Source organism: Pedobacter glucosidilyticus DSM 23534 (assembly GCF_000425145.1).
Lineage (GTDB): Bacteria > Bacteroidota > Bacteroidia > Sphingobacteriales > Sphingobacteriaceae > Pseudopedobacter > Pseudopedobacter glucosidilyticus.
Map to the genome: position 1 here is coordinate 45,040 of NZ_AULF01000012.1, position 18,566 is coordinate 63,605.

10 protein-coding genes are annotated in these 18,566 nt (G+C 33.4%); all 10 read right to left on the reverse strand.

The window, feature by feature from the left end; translation table 11 throughout:
• Window positions 1-15 precede the first annotated feature (15 nt).
• Window positions 16-747, reverse strand: coding sequence for a carbohydrate binding domain-containing protein (locus tag H510_RS0104820; protein ID WP_026903272.1), 732 nt, complete (start codon window positions 745-747; stop codon window positions 16-18).
• Window positions 748-998: 251 nt separating this feature from the next.
• Window positions 999-2,828, reverse strand: coding sequence for a carbon starvation CstA family protein (locus tag H510_RS0104825; RefSeq protein WP_026903273.1), 1,830 nt, complete (start codon window positions 2,826-2,828; stop codon window positions 999-1,001).
• A 23-nt stretch (window positions 2,829-2,851) separates the two neighbouring features.
• Complete coding sequence (locus H510_RS18280; RefSeq protein WP_081659192.1) at window positions 2,852-6,661, reverse strand: LamG-like jellyroll fold domain-containing protein; 3,810 nt, start codon at window positions 6,659-6,661, stop codon at window positions 2,852-2,854.
• A gap of 47 nt (window positions 6,662-6,708) precedes the next feature.
• Entirely contained in the window at window positions 6,709-8,904 is a 2,196-nt protein-coding gene (locus tag H510_RS0104835; RefSeq protein ID WP_026903274.1) for a glycoside hydrolase family 3 C-terminal domain-containing protein, read from the reverse strand.
• Between the two features lie 86 nt (window positions 8,905-8,990).
• Window positions 8,991-9,437, reverse strand: a complete 447-nt coding sequence (locus H510_RS0104840) for a hypothetical protein (RefSeq protein WP_026903275.1) — start codon at window positions 9,435-9,437, stop codon at window positions 8,991-8,993.
• Window positions 9,438-9,465: 28 nt separating this feature from the next.
• Complete coding sequence (locus tag H510_RS0104845; protein WP_026903276.1) at window positions 9,466-10,047, reverse strand: hypothetical protein; 582 nt, start codon at window positions 10,045-10,047, stop codon at window positions 9,466-9,468.
• Window positions 10,047-11,825: a RagB/SusD family nutrient uptake outer membrane protein gene (locus tag H510_RS0104850; RefSeq protein ID WP_026903277.1), complete on the reverse strand. Its 1,779-nt coding sequence runs from the start codon at window positions 11,823-11,825 to the stop codon at window positions 10,047-10,049. The genes H510_RS0104845 and H510_RS0104850 overlap by 1 nt, the downstream gene beginning before the upstream one ends.
• A 24-nt stretch (window positions 11,826-11,849) precedes the next feature.
• The gene (locus H510_RS0104855) at window positions 11,850-15,002 is read right to left on the reverse strand and encodes a SusC/RagA family TonB-linked outer membrane protein (protein ID WP_026903278.1); all 3,153 of its coding nucleotides are present in this window, start codon (window positions 15,000-15,002) and stop codon (window positions 11,850-11,852) included.
• A gap of 48 nt (window positions 15,003-15,050) precedes the next feature.
• Entirely contained in the window at window positions 15,051-16,655 is a 1,605-nt protein-coding gene (locus H510_RS19500) for an endo-1,4-beta-xylanase (protein ID WP_051291055.1), read from the reverse strand.
• 28 nt (window positions 16,656-16,683) lie between these two features.
• The gene (locus tag H510_RS0104865) at window positions 16,684-18,474 is read right to left on the reverse strand and encodes an endo-1,4-beta-xylanase (protein ID WP_026903279.1); all 1,791 of its coding nucleotides are present in this window, start codon (window positions 18,472-18,474) and stop codon (window positions 16,684-16,686) included.
• Window positions 18,475-18,566 lie beyond the last annotated feature (92 nt).

The window sequence follows — 18,566 nt, forward strand, 5'->3', positions numbered from 1 at the left end:
GTTGTTTAAAAGGTGTTAAAGTAATTCCCTAATAAATACAGCATCTATGTATATTGCTTTATCGCTTCCACCAAGATTGAATTTTAATCTTACATCAGATCCTGTAATAGCACTTTTAAAATTGTACTTATAGGTATTGGGCTGTTCCGTTAGATTTACTTTTTGAGAAAAATAAACCGCATTGCCAGGATATAATTGTTGTACTACTACTTTTATATCTCTTTTAGATTCTGATTTAGCCTTAAATGAAATTTCATAAGTTTTACCTTCTTTTAAAGATATTAGTTGTCCTAGAGCTAATTCAAAATCATTTGCTGGTTTAGTTTCTATGATAATTTTTGCAGCTTTTTTATTAAATCCATCTTGCAAATCTGTAACTACTGTTGCTTTTGCTTCTTTTTGCAGAAGTAGTTTCCATGGTGCTAAATCGTTTTCAAATTCTGAGTTTTTAATTAAGTTAACAGCTACCTCATTGGTGTATTTGACTTTACCATCTTTAGTGTTCGCCATAATTAATACTGTACCAGAGGTTAAGGCTGTAACTAGACCTTCTTTGTCAACTCTTGCTATCGAAGAATCGCTTGATTGCCAAATTAAATTTTTATCCCCTTTAAGCTTTAAAGTGTCTCCTACATTAAGAAGGTTAGGGCTTTCTTTTTGTTGTGGACTTTTAACTGGATTGGTTATTTTAAAAGCACACAAAGTAATGCAGGCTGCAATAAGCAGCAATGTAAGTTGTTGTTTCATTTCGTTAATTTTTGAGAAAATTTAGTTTATAATATCCTCCAAAAATAGGATGCGGATTCCTTTTGAACTTTTAAATTCTATCGTAATTCATTAAGATTTTAACTTTTTAACACCTAATAAGTTGGGCCCTATATTCTAGAGTAAATGTTTTAGGAATTAATGAGAGGTTTTTTTTGAAGATGTTTGTAAAAAAAAGAGCTGCTTATTTGATTTAAATAAACAGCTCTTTTAGCTAAGATATTTTTACTTTATTATTCTATAGAAGGATAACTAGTACTATTTCTATTATTATATTTTTTAGTCCAATTAATAATAGAACTAAAGAAAATAATTAGGGCACATCCTAAAATTACAATCGATAAAAATAAATTTATCCATCCTTGAACATAGGTTTCTGTATATCCTAATTGAGGTATATATATATTTAAAATATTTGTTAAACCAGCATAAACAGTTGTTATACTGATAAACAAAAAAGGTATAATGGTAATCCAAGAATACTTGAGTTTCCCTCTATTGATAATATAGGTAGTACCCACCGCTAGAGCAATAGAAGCCAACAGTTGATTAGCAGTACCAAATAAAGGCCAAATTGTTGATACGCTCCCGGTATAAATAAAATATCCCCAGCAAAAAACAATTATTAAACTAGCTATTATATTACCCGGTAACCAGTTAGTCTTAGCAAAAGGTGCATAAATTTTACCTAACATTTCTTGAAGCATAAAACGCCCAATTCTGGTACCGGCATCTATGGTGGTTAATATAAATAAGGCTTCGAACATTATAGCAAAATGATACCAATAAGACATCAATCCATTTAACCCTGGTATAGAAGAAAATATTTGTGCCATACCAACACCTAATGAGACGGCACCACCTGTTCTACCGGCAATCTCTTCACCCACTTCTTTAGATAATTGATTTAAATTAGAATCTACAAATCCCATACTTTTTAACTGTGGCAGAATCTCATTAAATTTTTCTACAGGTACATTTATTGCAAAATAGTCTAAGGGTAGTAAACTAGAAGCGGCAATTAATGCTAAAATACTAACCAAAGCTTCAACAAGCATAGAACCCGCAGCAATACTTTTTATATGAGATTCTTTCATAATCATTTTAGGGGTAGTGCCAGAGCTTACTAAAGCATGAAAACCAGAAACAGCGCCACAAGCTATTGTTATAAATAGGTAGGGAAATAGTGTACCTGGGATAATAGGTCCACCACCATGAATAAAATCTGTAACAGCCGGCATGTGTAAGGTAGGTGCTACCCAAATAACACCAATTGCAAGCATGCCTATAACCACTATTTTCATTATAGAACTTAAATAATCTCTAGGAGATAATAATAACCAAACTGGCAAAACTGAAGCTGCAAAGCCATAACCTATTAATAAAATGGTAAGCGTTTTATGATCATAAGTGAACCATTCTGCATATTGCGAGTCGGGTATATAGCGACCAATTATAACCGCAAGAGTTAAAAAAATAACACCAATAATAGTAGATTCAACCGTTTTACCAATACGAATCTTAAACATCCAAACTCCCATAAAGAGGGCAATAGGTATAGTGGATGCAATTGTGAAAAGTCCCCAGGAACTCTCTGCTAAAGCATTTACCACAACTAAGCCCAAGCCTGCCATGGCAATAATTAAAATTAAAAGTATTGCAATAGAAGAGGTATATCCACTTACTTTATTTATTTCTTTACGAGCAATTTCTGCCAATGATTTACCATCATACCTAACTGATGCATAAAGAATAATAAAATCATGAACGGCTCCTGCGAATATGGCACCAACTAACATCCATATAAAGCCTGGCATATATCCAAATTGAGCTGCTAAAACAGGCCCAACTAAAGGTCCTGCACCTGCAATCGCAGCAAAATGGTGCCCAAATAAAACCCACTTATTTGTAGGAATATAATTTTGTCCGTCATAAAGGCGGGAAGCCGGAGTCTCCTTTAAATCGTTAATGGTAATAAGCTTTGCTATTGCAAAACTTATGTAAAACCTATACCCTAGAACAAGGATAAGGATGGCAACAATAACCAAAGGCATTGCATTCATAAAGATTAATATTTAGTTATTATTTAATTTATTGCTAATGACGCTAATTCTTCGTCTGTTAAAACCCTATTAAAAACTGCTAAGCCAGCAATTTGACCCTTAAAGTTATTCCCCATACCTGATTTAAGCTGAACTGCGCCAACAGTAAAATCAGACCCTAGGTTACCCATTCCATTTGGAAAATAATAAGGGTTTTTAGATTGTATTAGCCCATCTGGATAGCCTTTAAAACCTTTAGTGTTATTAATTAGCTCGGGCTCGGTAGGTTCAAAAACTCCATTCATAAAAGATTTCATATAATTACCATCATAAGTAAATGCTACACTTTTCCATTCATTTGCTGGTACTTCTTGCTTACTTGCAGAATAATCAACAGAATATGGAAAGGGTGGAGTAGGTTTACCGGTGTCTGATATATGACCACATACTTTGTTTGCTCCATTATAATAAGGTAAAGAAACAAATAATCCATATTGTCTTTTACCACCATCTTGGTACTCATTCCACATGCCTCCAACAAATCCTTGCTGTTCACCTGTCCATTTTACCCAAGCTATTACTGTAACTTTGGCATCTTTACCATGTATATTTAACTCGCCAGTTTCAGAATGAGGAAGAGATAGATAGGTTTTTCCATCAAATTTAGATGAAAATCCTGATAGAGGCCCTTCATTTATTCTTGGTATACTGCCATTAAATTCTTTGAGAGGAAAATTTGAGGCACCAATAGCTTCTCTAGCCTGATTTTGATCTTCTTTAAAATCCCAAAGTGCTACTAATCCCTTCATAGAAGCTACTTTTTCTTTTAAACTTTGACTAGTATAACTAATCATATTTAATAGCAGCTTTTCTGCTACAACATTAGCAGCCACTATTTCTCTTTCATTTAAAGATTCTAAAGCGGCGTTTTCACCTTCAAGAGATTGATTCGATACAGCAGCAAGATTTTTATCGTTAAGGCAAGATAATATGTCTAAAGATGTGATAATGATTTTACCACGTCCTAACGGAATAACACTGAGAGCAGAAAAAACCTCTTTTTTATGATCGGTTATTGCAGCAACAATAGTCTCACCAGATTTTATTTGTAAACCAATGCGTATTTTATTGTAGGTGTTAAAACACTGATATTCCCAATTAAAAACGCCGGTTTGAGGTAAGTTTATAAAAAGGGGATGTGGTTTAGCAAAGAAATTTCCCCCCATCCAAACCTTACCTAATTCTTTACTACCTCTGTAATCAATAACTTCCTTATCCGCTAAATGCTGTGCCCATTCTGCAGCTTTCCCTACTATAATGAGTGACCCACCTTCATTTACCCAATTAATGATATCTGTTGTTTGGGTTCTTACATATTTAGGAGAAGCATTACCTACAATTAAATATTTACCCTCGGGTTTACCCTTTGTATAATTACCAGCTTTAATATTTTTTGATTTTAAGAAAGATGCTATTACTCCGCTAGAATCGTATACGCTTCCCAAAGCTGCTAATGAAGAAACTGCTGATTCTACTGCAAAAACTTCGTCTGATCCTTCAGATAAAATTTTGTCGCCCTTAAACAATCTGGCCTTAACAACAGTATAACCAGATTTTAAATTTGAGATAGCAATATCCGAGGCTATTAATTCTCCATATTTATTGCCGCCGGTTACTTTAACATTAACACTTTTATTAAAAATGCTTTTGTTTTGATGAAGCGCAGTGATTTCTAACCTATAATTACCCTTCAAAACGTTTTGATTAACAATAAAAAAGTCGGCCTTGATGGTAGAATTTTCTGCCACTACTTTGTTCCTAAGTTTAACAGCTATGTATAGAGGTTTGCTGTATTTAGCAATCAAATTAACGTCTCCTTTAAAATTTCTATAATTATCTACAATACCAGAATGGTTTTCTAGTTTCATACTCTCCCAACCATTTATCATATAGGCATCACTTATATTACCTATACGGGTATTTTCTATCATTCTACCCTGATAATAATAAGCTACATTCCCTATTCTCCTGCAAAGTGTATCCACATTTTTGTAAAACTTTTTAAAATCTGGGTTTTCATACAAGAAATCATCATAAGCTTTGTACCATTTTAAATAATCGTCTTTTTCCCAACCAGCCAACTTACTTTTTTCAATTTCTTCTTTTATCAACCCTAATCTGGGTGGGGTACCAATCGCCCCTTCTTCTCCCCAAATAACAATTTCATCTTTATGTGTAATGTGTTTATAAAAACTAGTTGGGCTTTTGTAGGTATTATCATGATAGCTCCCCGGTCCTCCTGCATGGTGTTCGTCCCACCAACCATAATTTTGAAGTTTAGCGTTATATGGTAAAACATGAAGCTTTTGTGCATAAGGTGTATAAGGATTACCTTTCAATCCGGGAAATAGATGAGGTGAATCATAAGTTATTATTCTTGTAGGATCTATTTTTTGAGCGTCTATTAAATCTAAAGAATCTTGTTTATTAGGCAAAATAGATCTTTCATTATGAAAATTGTAAATGATAAGCGATGGATGGTTGCGGTCTCTTTTTATCATCCTAAACATTTTTTCCCTACGCCATTGAGAGATAAAATCAATATTGGAAGCTATGCTATCTTTAGCAATAGGATATTGAGTATGATTACTTTGATATCCACCTGGCTCTTCATAAAGAAACAATCCTAAGCTATCTGCAGCATCAAAAACTCGTGGATCTCCAATAGCTCTATGGAAATTTAACATATTTAGACCTAACGTTTTTGCTGCTTTAATTTGCTTAATAGCTAACTCTTTTGTTGGAGTAATTCCATTTACTGGCCAAAAACTCCAAGATATAGCGGATAGAAGAAAAACTCTTTTCCCATTTAAGAAAAACTGGCTATCGCCATTATCTTTCCTAATTTCAAACCAGCGGAAACCGAACCTTTCTCTAACTACATCTCTAGAACCATCATCGCCTTTCCATGCTACTTGTAGGGTATATAAGTTAGGTGTTTCTGGCGACCATAAATTTGCTTTGGGAAATAGAATAGAGGTATTTAAAAGTCCATTTAACTGCTTAACCTTTAATGTTTTGGTTAAGACTGATTGATTGCCTTTTAACAATGTAAAGTTTAAGCTTCCCCAACTTTTATTTAGTAAATTAACTTGTACTTCTATTTCTTTAGGATTAGGCTTGTTTTTTATAAACACATTGTCAATATAGGTTTTATCGGTTACTACCAAATTTACGTCACCAGTTATCCCACCAAAACCATGACTAGCCATTGTAACTTTACTACCCCATTCATAATGTAAATTATCACGCCAATCAAATCCGCCATTAGGGTCTGTAATTCTTACGGCAATCTCATTCTCTTTACCAAAGATTACCTTGTCAGTGATATCTATTTCAAAAGGTGTCCCATCAACTAAATCATATCCAGATAATTTCCTATTTATATAAACCTCTGCCCGCATTCTTACGCCTTCAAATTGTAGGGTTATTCTACGGTTCTTTAATTCATTATCAACCTTAATTGTAGAATAGAACCAAGAAACGCCAACATAATTTCCTGTAACTCCAAAGGTGCTATTGTTATTTCCCCAATAATGTGCTTCAACAGTCGTAGGTATTTTAACAACTTTCCCTTTGTTTTTTAGAACTTCCCATCCTTCTGTAGGTTTATGAGGTTTTAACTTAGATAGGCTTACTGGAGGTAAGAAAATAGAATCATTCTTCCAATCTGCTTGAGTATCCAACCATAAATACCAATTCTGGTTAGAAAGATTTGTAATAATTCGAGTTTGTGATTTAGTAGTTAAGGAAAAACAACTAAAAAATATTATAAAATAAAATAAACTTCTCATATACGTGTTATACCGGGTAGAATTATTCTTTTTAGATTGTAAAATATTTATTCTAAAATAAAGTCTAGAGACGATTTTATATCCCTTGATGAAGAACCAATTAAAGCAGAGAACTTACCTGCCTCTGCAACCCACTGTTTTTTATTATCACTATAAAATTTTAAGCTGCTTTTATCAATTTTAAATGAAATTATTTTCTCCTCTCCTGGTAAAAGTTCTACTTTTTGGAACGCCTTTAATTCTTTTTCTGGCCTTAATTCTGATGACTTTTTATCATGAATATATAATTGAATTACTTCTTTACCAGCTATATTACTCGTGTTTTTTACTGGAACAGTAACAGTAAGCACATCATTATCTTTTATGCTTGTCTTATCTATTTTAGCTTTTCCATATAAAAATTTGCTGTAGCTTAAACCAAAACCAAATGGATATTGAGATGCAATTTTTTTTGTATCATACCAACGGTAACCTACTAAAATATCATCTTTATAATATTGATTTGTGCTATCGCCTGGGTAAGAAATTTCGCCAAATGCATGTGCACTATTATCGGTTAGTTTAACAGGAAAACTAAATGGCAGTTTACCGCTCGGGTTTACATCACCAGATAAAATATTAGCTATGGCATTACCAGACTCTGAACCTAAATACCAAGCTTGAATTAATGTTGTAGCTTTATTTAGCCATGGCATTTCATAAGCGTTACCACTTAACATCACCATTACTATGTTCTTATTTACTTGTTGCAATCCACTTATCAGTTGATTTTGGTCAAAAGGCAATTCGTATGATTTTCTGTCATCGCCTTCAGAATCTTGCTGGCTATTCTTATTTAAACCACCAACATAAATTACAAGGTCTGCTTCTTGAGCAAGTTTAATAGCTACAGTTCTTAAAGAGTCGGTATTATATTTTGGAGGGAGAACTTTATCATAAGCAACATCTCCAGAAGCATAACCCATAGTATAAGTGATTTTGGCTTTACCAAATTTGTTTGATATACCTTCTAAAGGTGAGACCTCTTTTTTTACTTTTAGCTCCGAAGAGCCTCCGCCTTCTGTTAATTTACGAGTTGCATTTTCCCCTACAATTACTATCTTTTTATATTTTGCTGCATTTAAAGGTAATAAGCCTGCTGAATTTTTTAAAAGAACAATGCCTTCTTCACCAACTTTACGAGCTACGGAATGATGCTCATCGTTAGCTAAAGACCCAAATGGCTTATTTTGTGCCATTGCGGTTCTAAAGATTAATCTTAAAATCCGTGAAGCCTTATCATCAATGTTGGATAGAGGTATTTCACCTGCTTTTAACATTTTTAAGTAAGGACTAGCTAGATAATAATTATCGTATGCTGCAGAAACATTACTGGTAAAGCCATTTGTATAAGTTCCCATTTCTATATCTAAGCCATTTAATGCCGCTTCGCGAGTGTTATGAGTACCTCCCCAGTCAGAAATAACGGTACCATCAAAACCCCAATCTTTTTTCAAAATTTTATTAAGTAAAAGATCATTATGACAAGCATATTCTCCTCGCACTTGGTTATAAGCACCCATAATTGTCCAAACTTTACCCTCTTGTACTGCGGCCTTAAAAGCTGGTAAATAAATTTCATTTAAGGCTCTGTCACTCACTTCAACATTTATATGGTTTCTCCATTTCTCCTGATTATTTAATGCAAAATGTTTTACACAAGCAGCTACTCCATTTCTCTGTACTCCTTGTATATAAGGCACCACCATTTTTGATGCTAAATATGGGTCTTCACCCATATACTCAAAGTTTCTACCATTAAGCGGAGTCCTATAAATATTAACTCCTGGTCCAAGAAGGACATCTTTTCTTCTATATCTGGCCTCTTCACCAATAGCATTACCGTATAAATAAGAAACCGAAGGATCCCAAGTGGCAGCTAAACAGGTTAAAGCTGGGAAAGCTGTACAAGAGTCATTGGTCCATTTTGCATGGTTCCAACTGTCCCATAAGATTTCCATTCTAACTCCATGTGGACCATCACTCATCCATATTTCGGGGATTCCTAAACGGGGAACACCATGGCTACTAAATTTAGATTGTGCTGTTGTTAACTTTACTTTTTCTTCTAGTGTCATTCTAGAAAGCGCATCTTTTACCCTAGTTTCTATAGGTTGGCTATTATCTAAATAAATTTGAGCTTGACTGTAACCACAGATACTAAATAAGAAGGTTAGAGATAAAGTTAGAATACGAATAGTCATAAATTTTTATTTTGTTTTTTTAGCGTACTTTAATCATACTATCAGGAAATAAAGACGATTTCCTAATAGTATTTTGGTCGCATTAGTTATATTACTTTTATATTGGCTGTAATGGTAGATGATTTTACAATCTGCCCATCTTTAGATGCTGATTTTGCGATTACCCATAACTTGTAATTTCCTCTAGTAGAATATATCTTAAAAAAATCAACGCCTGTACTAGACAGAGGGAAATTTGATCCAGAATTATTAAGGATACCGTAGTTTGCTCCAGTATCACCTGTCCAAATAGAAAAATGGGTGCCTTTACTAGTATTTTTAAAAACTAGTTGTTCATTTCTTCTTACCACTAAAGTATCTGTTCCTGGAATGTATTTAACAGTATCATTAACTAGTTTAGAATTTTGTAAATCAACATATTGCCAATACAATTCAAAAGATGCTACAGGATCTGGTACTTCTTCTGTTTTTTTACAAGAAACTACGGTTACCAAAAGAGATAATAGGCCACCAATTATTATATACTTTTTCATTTATTTATAATTAAAAACTACCAAAAAATTAACGTACTACGGTTAAAAAAACAACAGAGGTATCAATTAAGGCTCTACCATCTTCGTCCCAATTATAAGTGTAAGATTTCACTTTATAACGGCCTATTCTACTGTATCTGTATGGATAAATACCTGTATAGAATTGCCCATTTATATCTCTATAAATCTTTCTTCCGCTTGTACCATACTCTGCTTCCAAATCAATATTAGGTTTGGGGAAATAGGCAGCAGTTACATTTACAGTTTGCCCAGTAATTACATCTAAAAACCTAGATTGTGGTTGGTCTGCAATTCTAGCACCCGAGATACTTCCATTTGAATTAAATAAAGTATCGCCAGTATATATTGAAGAATAAGAGCCTGTTGAACTGTTTTTAAAAATGATGGTATCTGTAAGTTTAAATGTACGAGAAGGTACTTCTACTAATCGTATAGTATCACTTGCTCTTCTAGAAATTGAAGCTCCTTTAAAAACTTCAAAACTTGATTTTGGAGTTGATACCTTTTCGGTTTTTTTACAAGAGATAAAAATTGTTACTGCTAGTATTATTAAGAAGCAGTAAGATGTGCAATATTTTTTCATAATCATTAGTAGCCAGGGTTTTGTGTTAAATTTTTGTTTACAACTAGTTCATTAGCAGGTATAGGGAGCAAATAGTTATAATTAAAAGGTCGCCCATCCTGAACCTTACTGGTTAAGGTTCTTAAAGTCTCTAACTTTCTTTTTCTAAAAAGATCAAAAAGTCTTGTTCCTTCCCACAAAAGCTCATAATCATACTCATTCCATAATTCATTAGAAAAATCAGTATAATTAAGCTGTCTTAATAAGGTTTGGCTAGTGAGGTATAATCCTGTGTTATCTGTTGGCTTTCTGGTTCTTACACTAGTTAAAGCACCCGTTATACGTGGCATTGGTACACCTCTTGTAAGATCCACTGTTGCAAAATTTATACGTATATTTTGTCTCGATGTACTTATTGCATCGGTGGTTTCTTCAAACTCAATAAATCCTCTAGGCGTAAACTGTGTCTCGAATTTAGAGTAATTTGGTCTGTGAGTAGTACTTGTTGGTGTTGTTAATCCAGTTGATGTACCAAAAAAAGTAGACCCTCTCTTTCTAACCATAGATAAATACATTGCCGCACTATCTGTTGGTCCTTGGTTTACCTCGTTTGCAGCTTCAGCATAAATAAGCATAACTTCTGCTAATCTTAAAACAGTACCATCTACGCCTGTAATACCTGCATTTGTTGCACCTGGATCCCAGAATTTTGTAGGATAAAATGCTCTTCTGATAGTGCCATAATAGTACATTCTCCATTTGCGATAATCAAAAGGAAGTCTACGATAGGTTTCTATTAAAACGGAGCTACTCCCCATCCAACTAGGATTTCTTAAAGCAATTGGGTTACTTAAATCCATTGTTCGAGCCATGAACTGATCGAATAAGCCATTATTCAAATCATGTGGAAATGATAAAATAGTTTCAGATCCTTGCTCAAAAGCTACAGAATGATTTTTGGCATAATCATCAAATAAAGCATAATCATTATCTTTTAAAACAAGAGCAGCATAATGTTTAGACTTATTATAATACTCTGTTGCATTGCCAAAAGCATACACCTCAGGGAAATTTTTATGATAATCACCTAAGTATAAGTAAACTTTAGAAAGTAAGGCTCTAGCTGCGCCAGCACTTGCTCTAAATTTATCTATTGTAGCATAGGAACTTTTTTTAGGTAAGATATTTGCGCATTCTACTAAGTCCTTAACTATTAAATCTCTATAGATAATTTCTTTACTTGTTTTTGGTAAATTACTCTCTTGGTTAAGTGCTGTAAAAGCTTTAAGAGGCATTGGTACATCACCCCAAAAATTAACTGCGTAGAAAAAGCATAATGCTCTTAAGAATTTGGCTTCAGCAATAATACGGTCTTTAAGTTTATAGGTTTTACCATCTATTGCTTCATAAGTTGTAATTGATGCTGATGGACTTAATTCATCTGCTTTTTCTATGATATAATTTGCAGAGTTAATAGCCCTATAAAGTGTTTGATAAGGTATTTGAAAGTCTGCTGAGGAAGGAGATAATCTCCATGAGGTTGAACCACCAAGACCGGTTTCTGTTTGATGCGTCATCCCACTAGTTAAACGTACAATTCCATCAAAATCTAAGAATCCACCTCTTCCTCCTAAATTTCTATAAGCACTACCTAATGCAGCAAGGGCATCACCTTCTGTTTTAATAGTTGTAGCAGAATCAAAGATTCCAAAAGGTTTTTCCTCTAAAAGTTCTTTTCCACAAGCTGATAGTAACAAACTAATGACTATAGTATAATACAAGATTATTTGTTTTATCTTTTTCATTGCTTTATTTTTTAAATATGATGATTAAAAGGTTATAGAAATTCCTGACGTAATAGAAGCGGCAACAGGATATCCTCCAGTGTCGTAGCCTTTAATAAGGTTATCTGCTTGGCTATCACTTGGGTTATAACCTGGGTATTTTGTAAATGTATATAGGTTGGTTCCAGTAGCATATACTCTAAAGGCAGTAATACCTAAACGCTGGCTTTTAAGAGGCAATAGGTAAGAAAGTGTAACATTTTGTAGCCTAACAAAAGAAGCATCTTTTATAGACCAAGAAGATAATGTACTATTAAACAAAATGCCAGGGTTTGCATTAGAAGGGTTACTTTCTGTCCATCTGTTTTCCCATAAATCTGCAAATGAGTTTGTTAATGGATTTAAGTTAAACTGCTTATTAAGTAAAAACAACTTGTCATGCCCAATCATTCCTTGTAAGAAGACATTTAAACGAAACCTTTTATAGTTAAAAGTATTGTTTAGACCAAAGAAAAAATCAGGGTTAGCGTTACCTATAGGCGCAATATCATCTTGATTAAGCAAGCCATCACCATTTAAATCCATAAAATTTAAATCTCCATAAATTTTATTATCTCTAGCCATGTGCCTGTTTTCAAACAAGTCTTGATAACCGGGTTGTAAGATGCCTTTTTGCACTAAACCGTATAGATTATTTAGACGAGCACCTTCTTCTACTTTAGCTAAGATATCTGTTGCTCCTACACCCGCTACTCCTCCTGCTGATCCTAAAATCACATAAGGTGGTAAGCCATCCAAATTTGTTACTATTCCTCTATCTAAAGAGAAATTAAGATTTGACGACCATTTGAAATTTGGAGAAGTAAAGTTTTCGGTATTTAAGGTAAACTCAAATCCATCAATTCTCAATCCACCTTTATTAGATAGGTAACTTGTTTGGCCCGAAATAAGAGAAGGAGATGATCTTAGCAATAAATCGCTAGTGTTTTTCCGATAGTAATCAAAAGTTAAAGAAACTCTGTCTTTTAATACTCCTATATCAAAACCCAAATTAAATTGCTTTGTAGTTTCCCAACCTAAATCCGGATTCTCTAGGTTAACAATATTAAGAGAAGTACCAATACCGCCGTTTAATGCGTACGGAGCAGTAGTTAAATAACCTTTAGATAAGTAATCTGCAATACGATCATTACCAGATACTCCATAGCTTAACCTAAATTTTAAATTACTAATAGCATTTATGTCTTTAATAAATTTTTCCTCGCTTACTCTCCATGCAAATGCTACAGAAGGAAAAAAGCCCCACTTTTTATTGGTTCCAAATTTCGAAGATCCATCGGATCTTCCTGAAAAGGTAAAAAGATATCTATCTAAAAGCGTATAATTTACTCTTCCCAAATAAGATAATCTCTTATTTTGAATTCTGTTTGATGCCCAAGAATTAGCTAAAGCACCTAGACCCAAATTGTCATAAGATGTCTGATTAGTAAAAAAGTTAGATACTTGAAATTCTGAGAATGACCTTGTAAAACTAGAATACTCATAAACAGCTGTGGCATCTAGCCTATGGGCTTTAGAAAAGTTTTTCTTGTAGATGATTTGATTGGTAAGGGTAGAACTTTCTGATAAACTTTCATTAGATATTCCATAACCATTCCACATACCTCCAAACCAAACATTAGACGGAAAATAAGACTTATTATGCGTTGAACTTAAATTACTTCCATATCTAACACGAGCTTCAAAATTTTTAGAAAAAACATAATTAGCAAAGACATTACCTGTTAGTAAGAGATTCTTCCTATCTAGTTGGGAGTCTTCTTGTATAGCAACTAGATTTTGATTAATGTTTGTTATATTAATAATATTTCCCATCTCGCCCCAGTTACCTAAGTCATCTTTAATAGGAACAGTAGGTGCATATAAAAGAGCTTTAGATATATCAACACCTTGGTTTACACTGCTGGCCCAGGCATCTTTAACATTAGACAAATTAGCATTAACCCCTATTTTTAGCTTAGGCGATAATTGTAAATCCACATTAACCCTATTATTAAGTTTTTTAAGAAAAGAGTTAATCAATATTCCTTGATTATCTTGATAATTAGAAGAGATATTATACTTTACAACATCCGATCCGCCAGAAACTCTTGCCTGATAATTAACAGATGATGATGTTCTTAAAACTGCGTCTTGCCAGTCTGTATTTATATTATCCCCGTAAAATAGTGGATCAAATCTATCGATAGTATTAGTTCTTAGTGCTGCATTTCTATGCAACTCTGCATATTGTGTAGCATTCATTAAATCTAATTTCCTATCTACCCAGCTTTGTGTATTATAAACTTCTGCATCTAACTTCGCTTTTCCTTTTGCACCACCCTTGGTGGTAATTAATATAACCCCATTAGAACCTCTTGATCCATAAATTGCAGTGGCTGACGCATCTTTCAACACCTCTATAGAAGCTATATCGTTAGGATTTAAAGTAGACAGAATATTAACATTACCACTTGCTCCAAAAAAAGTACCGCTAGGAGAACCGGCGTCTCCCAAATCAAAAGGGATACCATCTATAACATATAAGGGCTGTGAACCAGCATTTACAGAATTTGTTCCTCTTACTCTGATATCTATGGGTGCACCTGGTCCGCCACCACTGCCTATAAACACACCAGCTGCCCTTCCTTGTATCATTTGATCAACGCTTATTAGAGGAACATCTTCTAAGTCTTTCATTTTAATAGAGCCTACAGCACCGGTTAAATCACTCTTTCTAACAGTTCCATAGCCAACTACCACTACCTCTTCTAAGAGTTTTTTAGATTCTAATAAGGAAACATCTAATTTACTCTGGTTATTGGTAGCCTTCTCTAAGGTTTCATACCCCATGAAACTAAAAATTAAAGTTGTATTTAAGCTGCTCAGTTCTATACTATATTCTCCTTTTAAGTTTGTAATAGATTTTTTTGTGCTGCCTTTTTCGGCAACTAATACACCAGGGATTGTTGTCTTAGTTTCTGAATCTGTAACAACACCCTTGATGATAAACTTTTTTACCTCTGTGGTTTGTGAGAATAAAGAGTTTGTGGTAAAGAAAATGAGAAATACAAAAGTTGCTAGTTTGAAGAAATGCTTAAATAAGTATTTCTTCTCTCGAATTCTGCAGTTCCTACATAATTGAGTTAAGGTTTTCATGAATTTGAATTTAATTGGTTTAGTAATTTGATTGCTTGGTTAGTATCTTTAAAAATTAGACAATAGCTTAATTTTCTTTGACTCTGAAATGTTATTTCCTTTTATATTTAGAACTATTAAATCTGTTTCTAGGTCAAAAACCTGAAAAACTTTAGTTTCTTCATTATTAAATATTTTTTGGGCTATCAACCTCCCATCAATAGAGACTATTTGTATAATTCCTTTAAAACTGCTATTTAGGTTTACCATAATAGATTTATCTCTGTTAAATTGCAGATTATAAAGAGGCGTTTTATCATTAGCAATTACGACAATATTACTTTTGGTTGTTTTTCCGTCATAATCATATCCTACTACTCTATAGTAAGCTATTGTGCTTAAAGGTTCTAAATCCTCAAATTGGTAAAAGGATATATTATTAATAGCTTGCTTAACGGGTTCTGTGTGTTTTAAATTAAATACTTTTCCATCTACAGATTTTTCAATTGTAAAATGACTAAGATTTACTTGATCTTGAGTTTGCCACCTTAAAACTGTTTTATTAAATTCTGATTTAGCCGAGATATTTAAAAAAGATACGGGAAGGGTAGCAGCTTGCGTAAATAATTCATTTAGCATACTTGTATATGCGGGTTTAGGATTATAGCTAGAATCAAAAGGTAAAGCATAACCATGTGTAAAACCAGAATAATTAGGTATCCAAGAGTACAAATCGGTGAATCCCCATGTCATAAAAGTCTTACAATTAGGATTGTTTAGACATAGCAATAACATTCTTCTATAATCTTCTGCCTGGCGACTGAGTTGTAGCGCACTATTGGTATCATAATCTGTATTTTTGATTCTAATATCTAGTTCTGTAATGGCAACATCTATCCCAATAGCCGCATAATTTTTTATATTTCGATCTATCTGTGTAAAAAATATATTATTCACAAAAAAGTGGCACTGAAACCCTACCCCATGTATGGGTATATTACGTTGCTTTAAAGAAGTTATAAGATTAAACATTGCGTTTGAGCGTACACTACCTGTTGCCTCTATATAGTAATCGTTTATATAAAGCTTGGCAGCCGGGTCTGCTTGGTTGGCCCATACTAATGCAGAATCTATGTAATCGTTCCCAATGATTTGTTGCCAAATATTAGCTCTTAATGTGCCATTATCTTCTATAGGTTCATTTACAACATCCCATTGTTGTATTTTATTTTTATATCTAGTAACTACTGTAGTTATATGATTTTTTAAGACAGCTAATAATGATTGTCTGGTATAAGCCACGCCATTTTCATCTAGGCCATCACTTAACCACGTTGGATTATTAGCATGCCAAACCAAAGTATGTCCTCGTATTTGCATACCATTTTGAATAGCAAAATCAACTACTTTATCTGCATTAGTAAAATTAAAGTTACCCCTTGTTGGTTGAAGTGCCTTAAATTTCATGTCATTCTCAGACACTAGTATGTTATAATTATTTTTAATGGTATTGATATAGGTATTGCTGCCTAGATAATTAGAGTAAAATGCACCTCCTACAGCAGTACCAATCTTTAAATTAAGACTATTAGCATACAGAGATAATGAAGCTTGTTGGCTATATCCTGTTAAAGTATAAATGATAAGAATAATGGTAACTAAAAATTGCCTCATTTCAAATATTCGTTAAAACCATTAATTATTAAAGCTTTATAAGTATTTCGTTTCCGCTATTATCTAGCTTTAAATACCTTTTATAATCTTTCCCATTATGTGAAACAGATATCTCATATTCCCCACAGTAACCTCGGGTATTAGCTTCTCCTAGAGCGTTTGTTGTTGTAGATATATTTGTTGTCCAAGTTTTATTAACCAGTTCTGTATAAACTTTTCCATGCGGTCTTAATGTCCAATCTTTATCCCATAAAGCTGCTTCTGGAAACCAATGCGCTCCTGCCCAAAAACCCCATTGTACAAAACCGGTTACAGAAGGATGGCTATAAATGGCTATCATAAAATCTTTGATATAGTTGGCTTTAAAATCATCGTCTATACTTCTTATGTCAAATTCAGTAATTTTAATAGGCAAATTAAATTTGCTGAAGTAATCTAATCTCTCTAAAACAAAAGGTATAGCTGGTGGAGCTCCACCTATATGGCCTTGTTCTCCTATAGCATCTATAGGCGCTCCTTCTTTTAGTAGCATAGCAATATTATCATAGAATTTCTGACTACCAGAACCCACTCCTTTACCATGAAATAGCGTAAAATCGTTTAAAAACAATTTTAAATCTGGAGCATGTCTATGAGCTGTCTTAAACCAAGTAACCATTTCGTTTTTCCCTAAAACATCTAAAATGTCATGATTAGAAATAGGTTCATTGACAACATCCCACTCACTAAATTCACCTTTCATTTTGGTTGTTTGATCTTGAATAACTTCTTTGATTCTTCTTCTTAATGCAGCTGTATCATTTTTAAGAGATTCTAAACCTGGCGAAAGTCTCCAAGAAGGCCAAACCATAACATGTCCTCTTGCTCCCATACCGTTTTCTCTTAGCCATTTATTGGCTTTTTTCGTGTTTTCTCCTCGTATAGATGCAGGCTGGGATGTCCAAGATTTCCATTTCATCTCGTTCTCAAAAACTACCTGATTAAAATATTTTTTTAGTGTATCTCTATAATGTTTAGCATCACCATTATTTTGTTCTAAAATAAAGGCAGAATTTATTGCAGTACCCCAGTCAAAAGAGTTTCTTTTTAAACTAATAGAAATTTTAGCATTAGTAAGCGGTCGCCCATTAGGCTGAAGAACTTTAATTTTTAAATCACCTTTACGGATTTTTTCTATTCTTTGCAGAGCATCTTTTCGCCACAGTGCATCTGGATGGTCGCCCTCATAGCGAACTTTTGAACGGGGCAGATCTTTAAGATTTACAGTCTGTTTATAATTATTTAAAGTTATCGAGCTTATTTGTAGCTGTTGTTCATAAGAATCAAACTTAATTACAAACTTTGCATCCGCAGCATTTACGTCTTTACCAATAATAAAGGAGAAACTAGTCTCCATCCAGTCTTTACCAATAGAAACACCTCTTACAACATGAGCTGGCCAAGCAGCTTTACCATTAACTAAATTATCTAAGCGTAATTCTATAAAACCTTCACCAGTTTCTCTCTTACTAACTAAGCATCTAGATTTAAAAGAAACCCATAAAATATCTCCTTTTTTTAAATTGGATGTTATAGGTGCCTCTATCCCATTAATTCTATTTCCAGAAAGTTTATTAAAAGTATTTACTTCTAAATAAGAAAAGTCTGTCCCATTATTTTTTATTTCGGTGGTTAACCCTTTATTGATGTCTGGACCATAACTTGTAAAGGTTTTAAAATCTTTAGATAATATTGATTCTGCATAAGGCAATTGAGCATGCAAATTATTTACATGCAGCACAGAGTACAGTATTAGTATACGGTAAATTAAATTAATCATTTGGTTTATAATTAGTGATGTAAAGGTAATCGAGTAATGCCCTTTTAATGATTAAAATTATGACGGAATAGTTTAAGAAAACAACTTATTTA